This is a genomic window from Bradyrhizobium sp. 4 (assembly GCF_023100905.1).
In the GTDB taxonomy this organism is placed as follows: Bacteria; Pseudomonadota; Alphaproteobacteria; order Rhizobiales; family Xanthobacteraceae; genus Bradyrhizobium.
This window is the reverse complement of the sequence record NZ_CP064686.1, coordinates 4,662,021-4,677,312: the sequence shown is the minus strand read 5'-3', so window position 1 is coordinate 4,677,312 and position 15,292 is coordinate 4,662,021. Positions and strand designations below refer to the sequence as shown.

Annotated in this window: 11 protein-coding genes; 5 read left to right on the top strand and 6 right to left on the bottom strand. The window is 65.1% G+C overall.

Going from position 1 to position 15,292, the window contains the following annotated elements; genetic code table 11:
* Nucleotides 1-123 precede the first annotated feature (123 nt).
* Nucleotides 124-990: a DUF3280 domain-containing protein gene (locus IVB45_RS22075; protein WP_247361784.1), complete on the top strand. Its 867-nt coding sequence runs from the start codon at nucleotides 124-126 to the stop codon at nucleotides 988-990.
* Nucleotides 991-1,003: 13 nt separating this feature from the next.
* Here the strand turns inward: IVB45_RS22075 and IVB45_RS22070 are convergent, their stop codons facing one another.
* From IVB45_RS22070 to IVB45_RS22060, 3 genes are read right to left on the bottom strand one after another with little or no spacing between them, the layout of a single operon-like run.
* Nucleotides 1,004-2,035: an L-idonate 5-dehydrogenase gene (locus tag IVB45_RS22070; RefSeq protein WP_247361782.1), complete on the bottom strand. Its 1,032-nt coding sequence runs from the start codon at nucleotides 2,033-2,035 to the stop codon at nucleotides 1,004-1,006.
* A gap of 26 nt (nucleotides 2,036-2,061) precedes the next feature.
* The gene (locus IVB45_RS22065) at nucleotides 2,062-2,829 is read right to left on the bottom strand and encodes an SDR family oxidoreductase (RefSeq protein ID WP_247286955.1); all 768 of its coding nucleotides are present in this window, start codon (nucleotides 2,827-2,829) and stop codon (nucleotides 2,062-2,064) included.
* A 12-nt stretch (nucleotides 2,830-2,841) separates the two neighbouring features.
* A complete protein-coding gene (locus tag IVB45_RS22060) occupies nucleotides 2,842-4,041 on the bottom strand; it encodes a mandelate racemase/muconate lactonizing enzyme family protein (protein ID WP_247361779.1) in 1,200 nt (399 codons plus the stop codon).
* A 180-nt stretch (nucleotides 4,042-4,221) separates the two neighbouring features.
* Between IVB45_RS22060 and IVB45_RS22055 the strand changes: the two genes are divergently transcribed.
* Both IVB45_RS22055 and IVB45_RS22050 read left to right on the top strand, forming a co-directional pair.
* A complete protein-coding gene (locus tag IVB45_RS22055) occupies nucleotides 4,222-4,986 on the top strand; it encodes a GntR family transcriptional regulator (protein WP_247361776.1) in 765 nt (254 codons plus the stop codon).
* A gap of 25 nt (nucleotides 4,987-5,011) precedes the next feature.
* Nucleotides 5,012-6,376, top strand: coding sequence for an MFS transporter (locus IVB45_RS22050; protein WP_027567411.1), 1,365 nt, complete (start codon nucleotides 5,012-5,014; stop codon nucleotides 6,374-6,376).
* A gap of 8 nt (nucleotides 6,377-6,384) precedes the next feature.
* Here the strand turns inward: IVB45_RS22050 and IVB45_RS22045 are convergent, their stop codons facing one another.
* The 3 genes from IVB45_RS22045 to IVB45_RS22035 form a co-directional block, all read right to left on the bottom strand.
* Nucleotides 6,385-7,635, bottom strand: a complete 1,251-nt coding sequence (locus tag IVB45_RS22045) for an arsenic transporter (protein WP_247361773.1) — start codon at nucleotides 7,633-7,635, stop codon at nucleotides 6,385-6,387.
* A 24-nt stretch (nucleotides 7,636-7,659) separates the two neighbouring features.
* Complete coding sequence (locus tag IVB45_RS22040) at nucleotides 7,660-8,955, bottom strand: MFS transporter (protein WP_247361770.1); 1,296 nt, start codon at nucleotides 8,953-8,955, stop codon at nucleotides 7,660-7,662.
* A 254-nt stretch (nucleotides 8,956-9,209) separates the two neighbouring features.
* A complete protein-coding gene (locus tag IVB45_RS22035) occupies nucleotides 9,210-11,687 on the bottom strand; it encodes a PAS domain S-box protein (protein WP_247361768.1) in 2,478 nt (825 codons plus the stop codon).
* A 213-nt stretch (nucleotides 11,688-11,900) separates the two neighbouring features.
* Here IVB45_RS22035 and IVB45_RS22030 point away from each other — a divergent pair, with 213 nt between their 5' ends.
* Nucleotides 11,901-12,983: a putative zinc-binding peptidase gene (locus IVB45_RS22030; protein WP_247361766.1), complete on the top strand. Its 1,083-nt coding sequence runs from the start codon at nucleotides 11,901-11,903 to the stop codon at nucleotides 12,981-12,983.
* Nucleotides 12,984-13,167: 184 nt separating this feature from the next.
* Nucleotides 13,168-15,183 carry an acetyl/propionyl/methylcrotonyl-CoA carboxylase subunit alpha gene (locus IVB45_RS22025; protein ID WP_247361763.1) on the top strand — a complete coding sequence of 672 codons (2,016 nt, stop codon included), beginning with the start codon at nucleotides 13,168-13,170 and terminating at the stop codon, nucleotides 15,181-15,183.
* Nucleotides 15,184-15,292 lie beyond the last annotated feature (109 nt).

Genomic DNA, 15,292 nt, shown 5'->3' with positions numbered 1-15,292 from the left:
CCGCCAGGCGCCAGTGCGGTGCACCGTCGTGAAATTTTCCCGGCCATCGCCGGGACCGGCACCGCTGCATGTCCTGATTGCGCCGTCCAGATTGGCGCGCCGCTCCGTCATACGAGGCACATTATGCACCTGCGCCGGTTGATCCTCTCAGTCTGTCTCCTCGTCGTCCTTCCGGTGTCTTATGCGCTGGCCGGCGCCGAGACCGCCATCGGCATCGCCATGGACGATTTCAGTTATACCGATACGTCAGCAGAGCCCGCCAACCAGACCGCCGCCCACGAGCGACGGCTGGCGGCCTTCATGGCCGCGCTCCGGCAAGATATCGGCGGAGATCGGCGCTACCGGCTCGTGTCGTCGGCCCAGGACGGCGCGGCGTTCAAGGTGATCGGCGGCATCCAGAAGACGAGCACGCTGGTGCAATGGGCCAAGATCGCCGTGATCGACGTCGGCGGCAGGAAGGTCGTGATGGACAAGCTCTACACCTTCCGGGGCGACAATGATGAATCATGGGAGCGCGCCGAGATCTTCGTGTCGCGCGAGATCATGGCCGCACTCGCCACGCCTGCGCCGATTGCCATGGCCGTCTTCGATTTCGAGCTAGAGGATACGACCGCCGCTTCGGCTGGCGCGCCGGCCACATCGGATGCGTCATATCTGGCCGAGGTCACCGGCAGCGTGCGCGAGGCGCTGGGTCAATCCGGCCGTTACCGCATCGTCGATGTCGGCGGCGAGGCGCTGAAGGCGCGTGCGTTGCGCGACTGCGACGGCTGCGAGGCGGCGATTGCGCAGAAGCTCGGCGCGGACCAGTCGCTGATCGGCGTGGTGCGGCGGGTCAGCCGCACCGAATACACGCTGGGTTTCCAGGTGCGCGACGCCAGGACCGGCGCGGTGCTCGCACGCGGCGACAGCGGCCTGCGCCTGGGCGCGGACTATTCGTGGAAACGGGGCGCGGTGCGGCTGGTCAGCGACCGGTTGATCGAGAACCAATAGCAGCGGTCCTCGCTCAGAACGTCAGCTGCACCTTCATCGACTGCGAGCGATCGCTGGCGAGCTCGAACGCTGCGACCGCGTTCTCGAACGGCATGGTCGCCGTGATCAGCGGCTTCACGTCGATCAGGCCGTCACCCATCAGCCGCACCGCCAGCTCGAACTCGGGATCGAAGCGGAAGGTGCCGCGCAGCTGCAATTCCTTGGCGACGATGGAGTTGATCGGCAGCGTCATCTCGCCGCCGAGACCGAGCTGCACCAGTATGGCACCGGGCCTGAGCACGTCGAGCGCGGTGCGCAGTGCGGCCTGGTTGCCCGAGGCTTCGAACAGAGTATCGAACACACCTTTACCGGTCCGCCAGGGATCGAGCGCCGTGGCATCGGCCGCGACATTGATGGCGTGAGTGGCGCCAAGCTTCCTGGCGACGGCAAGCGGCGCGTCGGCAACATCTGTCACGACGATCTCGGCGGCGCCGCCGAAGCGTGAGACCAAAATCATCAGCGCGCCGATCGGGCCGCAGCCGGTGATCAGCACGCGCTTGCCGAGCAGGGGCCCGGCCTGCTTGCCGGCATGCAGGCACACCGCGAGCGGTTCGGCGACCGCGGCTTCCGCCAGCGACAGCTTGTCGGCGATCGGAACGGCCTGCGCCGCATCGACCGTGATGAATTCGCGAAAGCCGCCCTGCACATGGGGAAAGCGCATCGCGCTGCCGAGGAAGCGCATGTCGAGGCACTGGTTGCGCATACCCTCCTGGCAATGCAGGCACTGGCCGCACGGCTTGCTCGGATTGACCGCGACGCGGGTGCCCGGCTTCACGTTCGCGACGCCGTCACCGATGGCTGCGACCACGCCGGCGATCTCGTGCCCGAGGGCCATCGGCTGCTGGATGCGCACGACACCGAAGCCGCCGTGATGATAGTAGTGCAGATCGGACCCGCAGATGCCGCCGTTCGCGATCTTGACGCGGACTTCACCCGGACCGGGCGCTGCATCCGGATAGCTATCGATCCGCAGATCTTTCGGTGCGTGAATGACGACGGCGCGCATGGTTGGCTCCCTCAGCGTTTCGCGGCTCACATCGCAGCGATCATGCCGCCATCGACATAGATGATCTGGCCGTTGACATAGGTCGAGGCATCCGACGCCAGGAAGATCGCTGCGCCCACCAGCTCGTCCGGTCGGCCCCAGCGCTTGGAGGGGACGCGGCCCATCAGCCAATTGTTGAAATCGGTGTTGTTGACCAGCGCCTCGTTCATGTCGGTCAACATGTAGCCGGGGCCGATCGCGTTGGCCTGGATGCCGTGCTGGGCCCATTCCACCGCCATCGAGCGGGTCAGGTTCTTGATACCGCCCTTGGCAGCGGTGTAGGGCGCAATCGTGGGACGCGCGAGCTCGCTGCCGAGCGAGCCGATATTGATGATCTTGCCGTGCTTGCGCGGGATCATGCGCTTGGCCGCCTCGCGGCCGATCACGAAGGCGCTGGTGAGGTTGGTCTCGATCACCTTGCGCCACTCGTCGGTGGTGAACTCCACCAGCGGCTTGCGGTGCTGGATGCCGGCATTGTTGACGAGGATGTCGACGGCGATGCCCTTGTTGTCGAAGTCGTTGAAGGCGGCGACGATCGCGGGCTCGTCGGTGACGTTGAAAGCGGCGCCTTCGGCCTGGTGGCCGGCGGCGCGAAACTCGGCGACGGCCTGCTCGACGCGCTTGGGATCGACGCCGTTGATGATCAGCCTGGCGCCGGCCTTGGCCATGCCTTCGGCGATGGCGCGGCCGAGGCCGCGGGAGGAGCCGGTCACGAGCGCGGTGCGGCCGGAAAGGTCGAAGAGGGCGGTGCTCATCTCAAAAGATCCTCAGACGTTGGAACGGCGCACGGTCAGATCGGAGCGGTCGAATACGGCGGGCAGAAGGTCGACGCCCAGGCCGGGGCCTTCCATCGGATAGACAAAACCGTCCTTGATCGTGGGCATGGTGGTCACGAGCTCATTGTACCAGCCCTTGTAGAAGGCGCGCACCGATTCCTGGATCAGCGTGTTGGGCTGGCTGAACGACATGTGGATGGCGGCGATGAAGCCGATCGGGCCGATGCAGTCGTGCGGCGCGAAGGGCCGGTGATAGGTCTCGGCCATCGCCGCGATCTTGCGGCCTTCGGTGAGGCCGCCGGTCCAGCACAGATCCGCCATCACCACGTGCATGGCGTCGCGGTCGAGCATGTCCTTGTAGGGAAAGCGCGAGCCGAGCGTCTCGCTGGCGCAGACCCAGACGTCGGTGCAGCGGGCGTATTCGGCCAGCGCCTGCGGCGAGTTCATCCGGATCGGGTCCTCGTACCAGGTTGGCTTGTAGGGCTCGAGCGCGCGCGCGATCTGTTTGGCGGTCGGCAGGTTCCAGAGCGAGTGAAGCTCGACCATGATCTCCATCTTGTCGCCGACCGCTTTTCGGATCTTCTCGAACGGCTCGATCGCCTGCTTCATCTGCGCGGCGGAGATGTAGAGACCCTTGTTCTCCTGCGCCGCGGGATCGAACGGCCAGATCTTCATGGCGGAGATGCCGCTCTCCAGCAGGTTTTCGGCGAGCGCATCGGCGTTGTTCATGAAGCCGTCGAGGTCTTCGTAGGGCCCCTTGGAGCCACCGAGATTCCAATTCGCGACCGGGCTGATATTGGTGGAGCGGACATATTGAGTGCCGGCGCAGGTGTTGTAGATGCGCTGCTTGTCGCGGCAGAGGCCGCCGAGCATCTGGTGTACCGGCTGATTGCAGACCTTGCCGAACAGGTCCCACAGCGCGATGTCGATTGCCGAAGCCGCGCGATATTCGACGCCGGTGGACGACTGCGCCATCGGCAGATTCAGCATGTCGCGATGGATCGCCTCGATATGCAGCGGATTGCGGCCGAGCAGGCGGCCGGCAAAGGTGTCGTGGATCTGGGCTTCAACTGCGCCGGCGCCGTAAAAGGTTTCGCCGAGACCGATCATGCCCGTGTCGGTGTAGACGCGCACCCAGATGACGTTGGAGAATTCTTCGGTGCGCAGCGTCTCGATCGACGTGATCTTCACGGCAATACTCCTCCCATCGCAGGCGCGCGCAGCGCCGTCTTGTTGTCATTCTGCACCGCAGCATGGTGCGGACACGCGCGGAGTCTTACGCTCGCTTGTAATATATCACAACATGTTTTAGGGATATCACCAACTAGGCGCCGCTCTGCAACGACGGCGCGGGCCGAGGGGAGAAACGACATGGCAACGCGTAAGCGCGCGCTCGAGGTGGTGAGGAATGACGACGGCGAGGCCAAGCCCTCCCGGCGCAACCGTCTCAACTTCTTCGAGCTCGCTTATCAGAGGATCGAAGAGCTGCTCGTCCATTGCGAGCTCAAGCCCGGCCAGTTCATGACGATGCTGGAATTGCAACACATCACCGGGTTCGGCCGTACGCCGGTGCATCACGCCGTCAATCGTCTCTCCGCCGATACGTTGATCATCATCCGTCCGCGGCACGGTCTGCGCATTGCGCCGATCGATCTGGCACGCGAACGCATGCTGCTGGCCTTGCGCCGCGACATGGAGCGCTTCGTGATCCGGCTTGCGGCCGATCGCGCCAGCCTCTCGCACCGCAATCAGGCGCTGCACATCGAGCGACTTTTGCGCGAGCGCCGCGCCAGTCTGACCCTCGACGAGTTCAATCATATCGACCGTCGCATCGACGCGCTGGTGCTGGAGGCGGCAGGCGAACCGTTTCTGGTGCACACGCTGCGCCCTTTGCACACGCTGTACCGGCGCATCGGCTACATCCACCACCGGTTCATGCCGGGACAGGCCGAGCTGTCAGGAACAATCGATCATCATCTGGCTATTCTTAGTGCGGTTGCCAATCGTCGTGTCGAGGACGCGGTGAAGGCGAGCGATGCACTGATCGACTACATGGGCGAAATGTTCACCGGCATGGAGGTCGGGATCGACCCGCGCCTGCTCGATTGCAGCATCGAGCCGCTGCTTGGCACGTAAGAGAGTTTTGAAGAGAGGACCAAAGATGTCGACGATGGCGATGCCACAACCGACCGCGAGCGAAGCCGCGGTCCGCTACCTCATCACGAACTACAGTCCCAAGGGCAACAAGGTCGGCTGGCTGATGATGGCCTCGATCCTGGTCGAAGCGTGGGACCTCTATTCGATCGCCTTCGTGCTGATCTTCATCAAGGAGCAGTTCAATCCCGATCCGCTGATGCTGGGCCTGGCCGCGGCTGGTACGCAAGGCGGCGCCATGATCGGCGCACTGCTCGGCGGCTGGCTCTCCGACAAGATCGGCCGCCGCGTCATGTTCCTGGTGACGATGGTGTTGTTCATCGTGCTGGCGCTGGCGCAGGCCTTCGTGCCCAGCGTCGGCTGGCTCGTCGTGATCCGCTTCCTGCTCGGCATTCCGCTCGGTTCGGACATCTCGACCGGCTACACCTACATCATGGAATCCATGGCCAAGGGTGAGCGCGAAGTGATGGGCAACCGCTGGCAGTTCATGTTCGCGGTCGGCGAAGTCCTGACGATCGGCGTCATCGTGATCTTCCTGCTGCTCGACATTCACCACGAGACGCTGTGGCGGGTGACGCTCGGCCTCGGCGCGCTGCCGGCGCTGATCATCCTGATCATGCGGCACGACGTGCCCGAGACGGCGGTGTGGCTGGTGCAGAAGGGACGCTACCGCGAGGCCAAGCAGGTCGCGCGCGAGATGTTCAACGACGATCTCGCCATGCTGCCGGACCATGACGTGGAAGTGCCCAAGGTCTCCACCCGCGCCTTCCTCGCCGACCTCAAGAAGGATCCGATCCGCTGGCGCGCCACGATCTACGGCTGGATCGCCTGCTTCGCGCAAGCTAGCGAGTTCTCGACCTTCGCGTTCTATCTGCCGGTGCTCTTTGTGATGGTCGGCGTGTCGAGCGTGCTCGGCATCAATCTGGTGACGATGGCGCTGTTCTCCTTCGCCGCCGTATCGGGCTGGGTCGGCCCGCTGCTGACGCCGAAGATCGGCCATCGCGGTATTTCGATCGCGGGCTTCTCGATCGTGCTGGTCTCGCTGCTGGTCGCAGCCTTCGCGCTCTACACCGATAACAAGATCCTGCTGCCGTTCGCGGCTGCCGCGATGCTGTGGGGCCATTATTGGGATGCGTCGAACTGCATGACGATCCCGACTATGGTCGCCAAGCCGAAATATCGCGGTACCGCCAGCGGCTTCGCCTACATGTTCGTGAAGCTGCCGTCGTTCTTGGCGATCTTCCTGTTCCCGACGGTGTTTGCTGCGATCGGGCAGGCGAACGCCACGCTGATGGTCGCGATCTTCCCCCTGATCGGATTGCTCGCCGCGATCTTCATCCTGCCGGAAGTCTACGGCTACGAGAACGATTGATCTCGCAACTACCTGATCGCGGCAGCCAATGCCGCGATCAGAGCGGGCGGCGTCACCAGTAGTCCGAGCTTCAGGAACGGCCAGGCGCCGACTTCGATCTTCTCCCGCCGCAGCGCCACCAGCCACAGGATGGTCGCGAGCGAACCGGTCACCGACAAATTAGGCCCGAGATCGACGCCGATCAGGATGGCGCTCACGACCGGCGCGGGCAAATGATCGCCGGCGGCGACCGAGCCTGCAACGAGGCCGACGGGAAGATTGTTGGCGATGTTGTCGGCGATCGCGGTGGCGATGCCGACGCTCCAGGCCGCATTCGTCACGGATTGCCCGACAGCTTCATGCAGCAGCGCGCTGAGCTGCCCGATCACGCCGGTCTTGATCAGCGCTTCCACCATCACGAACAGCCCGCCGACCAGCGGTAGCACGCTCCAGGAGACGCCGCGCAGCACGGGTAGCGGCGATTGCCGGCTGAGCAGCAGCACGATGGCGGCCGTCGCCACGCCGCAGACGAAGGTCGGCAGGCCCAATTGCTTGTCCAGCGCGGAGGCCGTGACCAGCACGATGCCGATCGCCACGATGCCGATGGCCGTCAGCTTGCCGCCGCGGCCGAGCTTTGGATGCGGCACGCTGCGCGCGATCGTCTCTTCCTTCAGGGCGCGGTGCTGGGTCAGCCGCAGCACGACATAGGTCAGCAGGATCGAGGCCGCCGAGGGCAGGGCGAACAGGCGCAGCCATTCGGTGAGCTCGGGCATATGCGCCCCGAACACGACGAGATTGGCCGGGTTGGAGATCGGCAGCACGAAGCTTGCGGCGTTGGCGATGAATGCGCAGACGAAGAGATAAGGCAGCGGCTTGGCGCCGGCGGCGCGCGTCGCGGCATAGACGGCGGGCGTCAGCACGATCGCGGTGGCGTCGTTCGAGAGCAGGACGGTGACGAGCGTGCCGACGATATAGATCAGCAGGAACAGCCGCTGCGGCGAACCGCCGGCATATTCCACGGCGAGCGCCGCGAGATAGTCGAACAGGCCTTCGAGCCGCGCCAGCTCGGCGATCAGCATCATGCCGATCAGGAAGAGATAGACATCGACGCCTTTCTCGATGCCCGTGAGCGCATCCCGCCACGGCAGCAAGCCGAGCAGCACCAGTGCGCTGGCGCCAATGACAGCCCAGATCGCCTCCGGCAAGCGAAAGGGCCGGATGATGACGCCTGCGGTCGCGGCGACGATGATGCTCCAGGCCAGGATGGCGTCAGACGGCACGGTCGATCCTTGAGATGTGTCGGTTCATTCGGCAGCGATAGCGGAAGCCGCCGTCGCTGTCTTCCCCCGGGGGAGCGGATCGCCGTCTGCGATTTGCCGCGTTTCGGGCAGCGCGACAAAACAGACGGCGGCGCCGATTGCGGCCACCGCGCCGAGCGTGATGAAGGCCGCGCTGTAACCCGCGCCAACGACGACGAAGCCGGCGAGCGTCGTCGACAGCGCCGCGCCAATGCTCTGGGCGGTGATGACGGCGCCTTGCGCAATGTTGAAGCGGCCAGTGTTCCGCATGAGGTCGGCGACGATGACGGGGAAGATCGCGCCAAAAATGCCGGCGCCGACGCCGTCGAGAAGCTGCACGCCGACCAGCCAGAACGGATTGTCCGAAAGCGTATAGAGCGCCCCCCGAAGCGGCAGGATCAGAAGCGCGGCGAGGAAGAAGCGCTTGTGGCCCCAGCGGTCGGCCTTCGCGCCGACCAGCGTCGCGAACGGCACCATCACCAATTGCGCCGCGACGATGCAGGCGGACATCAGGCTGGTACCCATGTTCTTGTCTTGCAAGGCGAGCTTTTGGCCGACCAGCGGCAGCATCGCGGCGTTGGCGAGATGGAAGAGCAGGACGCAGATCGCAAACACCAGCAGAGGAGGGCAGGTCAGCAGTACGCTGAGAGCGGAGGCACGTTCGGGCTGCTCGTCCGCATCGACGTCGTCGAGCCCGCGGGCAAGATCGTCATCGATGGCGCGGGCGGGGATTGCGAGGATGCTGACGAGGCTCGCGATCGCCATGGCGCCGAGAAGGTAGAACACGACAGTCGGTCCGAACCAATAGGCGGAGAGACCTGCGAGCCCGGCCGCGACAGCATTGCCGGCGTGATTGAACGTCTCGTTGCGGCCGATCCGCCGGGTGAAGGCGGCATGGCCGAAGATGCCGAGCGAGACCGCGGCGATCGCCGGCGGAAACACCACGGCGGCGGCCTGCGCGATGCCTTGGGAGATCGCGACCGGCATGAAGCCGGGAAACAACGGCAGCGACAGCGAGGCGATCGTGACCATAATCGCGGCGATCACCATCACCAGCCGCTTGGACCGCGTCGCATCGAGCAGCGCGCCGGCCGGCGTCTGCGCCACGATGCCCGCGATCGTCGCAATCGACATGACGAGGCCGATGCGCGCCTCGTCCCACCGCTGCTCGGTGAAGAGATAGACGGCGAGATAAGGCCCGAGCCCGTCGCGGACGTCGGCGAGGAAAAAATTCGCTGCATCCAACGCGCGGCCGGCACGCCTCGCCTGATCGGGGCCTTGATCGCGATTCTGGCTCGACATCGGTCTCTCGATCAAGGCTCAAATTCACCCCGGCAGCAACCGTTGTGATGCCGCCCTGGTTCCGCGCATCGGAGGGCTCCTCAAAAGTCAATTGCCGGCAGCACAGCGCCGGCGCCAGCGTGGTGGGGCCGAGTTTCAGCCGATCAATATCCGATGGGATGCCGTTCAGCGGTCGTTATGCGGGCAACCGCACCCTAACATCCAGCCATCGTCCCGGCCTGCGCCGGGATGACGTAGCGTTCTTGGATTTACACTCACCGCGTCACCGATGGCTTTGCCGTGATCGCCTTGCGCAGGATGCGCGACAGCAATTCCACCGAATACGGCTTCTGGATCAGCTCGAATCCGCGATCGGCGTTCTCGGCGAGAACGTTGCTGTAACCAGAGGTGAGCACGACGGGCAGGCCTGGATAGCGTTCTCGGATGATGCCGGCGAGCTCGACGCCGTTCATGCCGGGCATGATGACGTCCGAGAAGACGAGGTCGACGGCGAACTCGTTCTCGCCGAGGATGGCGAGCGCCGCATTGGCGTTGGCGGCGCGGCGGACGACATAGCCGAGGTCTTCCAGCAGCTCCGTGGAGAAGCGGCCGACCTCGTCGTCGTCTTCCACCACGAGCACGCGATAGCCGCGCCCGGTGGCCGCGGCCTCATAGGTCAGCGCCGCGGCTTCCTGAGCTGTCGCGGGGCTTTGCGCCCGCGGCAGATAGATGGTGAAGGTAGCGCCTTCACCATGCGTGCTCGTCACGGCGATGTCGCCCTCGGACTGCTTTGCGAAACCGAAGGCCTGGCTCAGGCCGAGGCCGGTGCCCTTGCCGACCTCCTTGGTGGTGAAGAACGGCTCGAAGATCGCCTCGATGTTTTCGGGCGCGATACCGCTGCCGGTGTCGGCGACCGAGATCGCGACATAGTCGCCGCCGCGCGCCGATTGCGCGCGCAGGTTAGGGATGCCCTGGACTTTCCGGACCGCAATGGTGAGACGGCCTTCGCCGTCCATCGCGTCGCGGGCGTTGATGGCGAGGTTGATCAGCGCGGTCTCGAATTGCGCGATATCGGCGACCGTGAAGCAGTCGCCATCGTGAACCTCCACCGCGATTTCAATGCGGCCACCGACCAGCGGCCGGACCAGTTGCGCGACGCCTTCAACCTGGCTGCCGACGTTGAAGATCTGCGGTTTCAGCGGCTGCCGGCGCGCAAACGCCAGCAACTGGGCGGTCAGCTTGGAGGCACGTTCGACGGTGTCGGAGATGGCATCGACATAGCGGCGGCGGCGCTCCTCCGGCAGCTCGCGGCGGCGCAGGAAATCGGTGGCCGAGCGGATGATGGTGAGCAGATTGTTGAAGTCGTGCGCGACGCCGCCGGTGAGCTGGCCGATCGCCTCCATCTTTTGCGATTGCCGCAACGCTTCCTCGCCGCGGCGGCGCTCGGTGATGTCGACTGCCTCGGGCACTGCGCCGGTGATGTTGCCGTGGCGGTCGAGCACCGGGCGCATGCCGAATTCGAAATCGCGCTCGCCGATGGGAAGGCGCAGGCGCATCTCCAGCCGCACGGCTTCGCCCTTGAGCACGGTGTCGAAGGCCTCGCGCACCCGCGCGCTCATGCCCTCCGTCGTGCTGAACCAGGGCGTCTGCCACAACGGCTTTCCAATCACGTCCGCAGGGCTCGCCTTGATGGCGTCGAGCACGGTCGTGTTGGCGTAAAGCAGCTCGCCCCTGAGATTGACGAGGCCCTGGTATTGGTTGCTGGTCTCCAGGATCGCGCGCAGCCGCGCCTCGTTGGATTCGAGCTCGGCGGTGCGCTCGACGATGCGCTCTTCCAGCGTCTCGTTGAGCTGCCGCAGCTCGATTTCGGCCTGCTTGGCCACCGTGATGTCATGGGCCACGCCGATGAAGCCGATATGCCTGCCGGTCGGGTCCCTGCGCGGCTGCGATTCCGAACGCAGCCAGCGCCATTCGCCGTCGGCGTTCTTGTAGCGGGCTTCCAGCACGAACGGCTTGAGCGATGCTTCACCCTGGACGGACTGCTGCAGCACATGCGGCAGGTCGTCCGGATGCAGCACCTTGCGCCAGTCGAAGGAGATGGCCTGGTCATAGGGCAGGCCGACGAAATCGACATAGGCCTGGTTGGCGAAGGACCGCGTGCGGTCGAGCTTGGTGACCCAGATCGGCACCGGCGCGCTGTCGGCGATCAGCCGGAAGCGCTCCTCGCTCTCGCGCAGGGTCTCGCGCACCAGCATCTGGTCGGTGACGTCGATATGGGCGCCCACGAGGCGGAGGGCGTGGCCGTCACGATCGCGCTCGATCTTGGCGACGACTCGGATCCAGCGGGTCTCGCTGTCGCTGGGACGGATGATGCGGTATTCGGCGGTGTAGTCCTCGCTGCTGCCGGACAGCGCATCGATGAAGTGCTTCACCGTAGCGTCCCGGTCGTCCGGATGAATGCGATTGATCCAGTCCTCGTGCGACTCGTCGGCGGCTTCCGGCGGCAGGCCGTGGAGCATCAGATATTCCGGCGAACGTCGGTTCTTGAAGCCTTCGCGGAAGTCGACTTCGAGACCGCCGACCTTGCCGATGCGCTGGATGCGCGCAAGCTCAGCTTCGCGTTCCTGGAGCGCGCGATAGGCGTTGTCGCGCTCGCGCGCGACGTCTTGCAGGTGCTGGCGCAGCCTTTCGGCGGCGATGGTCTCGGGCAAAGGATCGTTCAAGGCGTTGGCCGGGGTGATGCGAGAGCGCACGTGGCGGACGGATATTCACACAGACGAAGCGTGATGGCCATTGCCCAAAGGGTATATGGAAAGAAAGACGGCCGAATGCAGTGTGGTGGGCATGAAAGAACGCCGGGTCTGGCTATTTGTTCCGAACCTTGGAACGATGAGCCCTCCGCGCGCGTATCCGCGAGGCGCCGCAACTTTCATTCATAAAAACTTGCTTTCCGAAGAGGCTAAATCTTGAAGCTTTTTGTCTGCCAGGCCTGCGGCAACGTCATCTATTTCGAGAACCGCGCCTGCGAACGCTGCGGCCATCGTGTCGCGTTCCTGCCCGAGAAGGAGACCATGTCGGCGATCGAAACCGACGGAGAGGCTCAAGGCGGGACCTGGCGGACGTTGGCCACCGAGGGCGAAAGTCGCATGCTGTGCAGCAATGCCGAGCATGATGCCTGCAACTGGCTGACGGACGCGGGCGACATTACCGGCTACTGCCGCGCCTGCCGCCATAACGGCGTCGTGCCGGACTTGTCGGATCCGGCGCAACTCGCCGGCTGGCGCGAGCTGGAGATGGCGAAGCACCGGCTGTTCTATTCCCTGATCCGCTGGAAGCTGCCGCTCCAGACCCGGCAGGACAATCCCGAACATGGCCTGATCTTCAATTTCCTCGCCGACGATCCGCAGAGCGGGCAGAAGGTCCTGACCGGTCACGACAACGGCCTGATCACGATCGCGCTGACCGAGGCCGACGACATCGAGCGCGAGCGGCGCAGGCTGGAGATGGGCGAGCCCTACCGGACGCTGCTCGGGCATTTCCGCCACGAGGTCGGGCACTATTTCTGGGACGTGCTGGTGCGCGACGGCGGCAAGCTGGACGAATGCCGTGCCGTGTTCGGCGACGATTCCGCCGATTACGGCCAGGCCTTGCAGCGCCACTATGCCGAAGGCGCCCCGCCGGACTGGCAGCAGAACTACGTTTCTGCCTACGCGACGACGCATCCGTGGGAGGATTTCGCCGAGACCTGGGCGCACTATCTTCACATCGTCGACACCCTGGAGATGGCCAGCGAGTTCGGCATGGAGGTGCGCCCCAAGGTCGATCGCGACGGGGAGTTGACGACGCGCATCCGCTTCAACCCTTACGAAGCAAGGGACGTCGAGGCGATCGTCAACGCATGGCTGCCCTTCACCTTCGCCATGAACAGCGTCAACCGCGCCATGGGCATGCGCGACCTCTATCCGTTCATCCTCTCGCCGGTCGTCGTCGAGAAGCTCGGCTTCATTCACGGCCTGGTCCGGAATGTGGGCAAGGCCGAGAAGCCGTAGGCCGCCCAGGGGCCCGCCAGGCCCGTTTCGGTCTAGCTTTGGTCTTGCGCTGGTACGCCAGAGGACCCGGATTTTGACCGTTGCCTCCGGCCTATTTTGATGTACCACGGGAGCCACACGGCCCGTCCCATAGGCTCGAACGGCCAGGGAAGGGTCCCGCCCAAGGTCGAGACTCAAGAAAAGCATGTTCAAACGCATTCTGATCGCCAATCGCGGCGAAATCGCCTGCCGGGTCATCAAGACCGCTCGCCGCATGGGAGTTCAGACGGTCGCGGTCTATTCCGAGGCCGACCGCGACGCCCTCCATGTCGAGATGGCCGACGAGGCCGTGCTGATCGGCCCGCCGGCTGCGGCCGAGAGCTATCTGGTGATCGAGAAGATCGTGGAGGCCTGCCGCAAGACCGGCGCCGAGGCCGTGCATCCCGGTTACGGCTTCCTGTCCGAGCGTGAGGCGTTTCCGCGCGCGCTGGAGGCGGCCGGCATCGTCTTCATCGGCCCCAACCCGGGCGCGATCGCGGCGATGGGCGACAAGATCGAATCCAAGAAGGCCGCCGCGAAGGCGAAAGTCTCGACCGTGCCCGGCTATCTCGGCGTCATCGAGGACGCCACGCACGCGGTCAAGATCGCCGACGAGATCGGTTATCCCGTGATGATCAAGGCCTCCGCCGGCGGCGGCGGCAAGGGCATGCGCATCGCGCATTCGACCTCCGAGGTCGCAGAGGGTTTCAACCTCGCCAAGGCCGAGGCCAAGGCCTCGTTCGGCGACGACCGGGTCTTCATCGAGAAGTTCATCGTCGACCCCCGCCATATCGAGATCCAGCTGCTGGGCGACAAGCACGGCAACGTGATCTATCTCGGCGAGCGCGAATGCTCGATCCAGCGCCGCAACCAGAAGGTCATCGAGGAAGCGCCGTCGCCGCTGCTCGACGAAGCCACCCGCCGCAAGATGGGCGAGCAGGCGGTCGCACTCGCCAAGGCGGTGAATTACGACTCCGCCGGCACCGTCGAATTCGTCGCGGGGCAGGACAAGAGCTTCTACTTCCTGGAGATGAACACGCGCCTCCAGGTCGAGCATCCCGTCACCGAGCTCGTCACCGGCGTCGACCTCGTCGAGCAGATGCTCCGCGTCGCCGCCGGCGAGAAGCTCGCGATCACGCAGAAGGACGTCACGCTGACGGGCTGGGCAGTGGAGTCGCGCCTCTACGCCGAGGACCCGTTCCGCAACTTCCTGCCCTCGATCGGTCGCCTCGTGAAATACCGTCCGCCGGCGGAAGCGAGCCAGGACGGCATCACCGTGCGCAACGACACCGGCGTGCAGGAGGGCGGCGAGATCTCGATCCATTACGATCCGATGATCGCCAAGCTCGTCACCCACGCGCCGTCGCGCGCGGCCGCGATCGAGGCGCAGGCCACCGCGCTGGACTCGTTCTATGTGGACGGCATCCGACACAACATCCCGTTCCTGTCGGCGCTGATGCATCATCCGCGCTGGCGCGAAGGCCGGCTCTCCACCGGCTTCATCGCCGAGGAATTCCCCAAGGGCTTTGCCATGCGCGTGCCGGAGGGCGAGGTCGCACGGCGGCTTGCCGCGGTCGGCGCCGCCATCGATCACGTGCTGGGCGAGCGCAAGCGGCAGATCTCGGGTCAGATGGGCGGCCGCATCGTGCAACGCGAGCGTCGCCGTGCGGTCTGGCTCGACCGCCAGGAGATCCTGCTGGAAGTCGCGCGCGAGGGCGAGGCGGTCGCGGTGCGTTTCGTCGATGCCGACGGCAAGGCCGGCAATCCGCATCTGTTGCAGTCGGCGTGGAAGCCGGGCGATCCGGTCTGGCAGGGCACCATCGACGGGCACGTCGTGGCGGTGCAGGTGCGCCCGATCGCGAACGGCATCCGCCTCGCGCATCAGGGCGTCGAGGTGCCGGTCTATGTCTGGACCGAAGCGGAAGCTGCCTCGGCGCGGCTGATGCCGGTGACCACGGCTGCCGACACCGGCAAGAAGCTGCTTTGTCCGATGCCCGGCCTCGTGGTCTCGATCGCGGTGATCGAAGGGCAGGAGGTCAAGGCCGGCGAGACGCTCGCGGTGGTCGAAGCCATGAAGATGCAGAACGTTCTGCGCGCCGAGCAGGACGGCACGGTGAAGAAGATCCACGCCAGCGCCGGCGCGACGCTCGCGGTGGACGCGCTGATTTTGGAATTTGCGTAACGTCATTGCGAGGAGCCACCGGGTCCGCGCGAAGCGCGGCCCGATGACAGGCTCCGCGACGAAGCAATCCAGTCTGTCTCTGCGGATGCATTTCTGGATTGCTTCGCTT

Coding starts and splice junctions, on each gene's coding strand:
- IVB45_RS22050 (WP_027567411.1), top strand. CDS start 5,012: ATGTCGACGATGGCGATGCCACAACCGACCGCGAGCGAAGCCGCGGTC.
- IVB45_RS22070 (WP_247361782.1), bottom strand. CDS start 2,035: ATGCGCGCCGTCGTCATTCACGCACCGAAAGATCTGCGGATCGATAGC.
- IVB45_RS22075 (WP_247361784.1), top strand. CDS start 124: ATGCACCTGCGCCGGTTGATCCTCTCAGTCTGTCTCCTCGTCGTCCTT.
- IVB45_RS22065 (WP_247286955.1), bottom strand. CDS start 2,829: ATGAGCACCGCCCTCTTCGACCTTTCCGGCCGCACCGCGCTCGTGACC.
- IVB45_RS22025 (WP_247361763.1), top strand. CDS start 13,168: ATGTTCAAACGCATTCTGATCGCCAATCGCGGCGAAATCGCCTGCCGG.
- IVB45_RS22055 (WP_247361776.1), top strand. CDS start 4,222: ATGGCAACGCGTAAGCGCGCGCTCGAGGTGGTGAGGAATGACGACGGC.
- IVB45_RS22040 (WP_247361770.1), bottom strand. CDS start 8,955: ATGTCGAGCCAGAATCGCGATCAAGGCCCCGATCAGGCGAGGCGTGCC.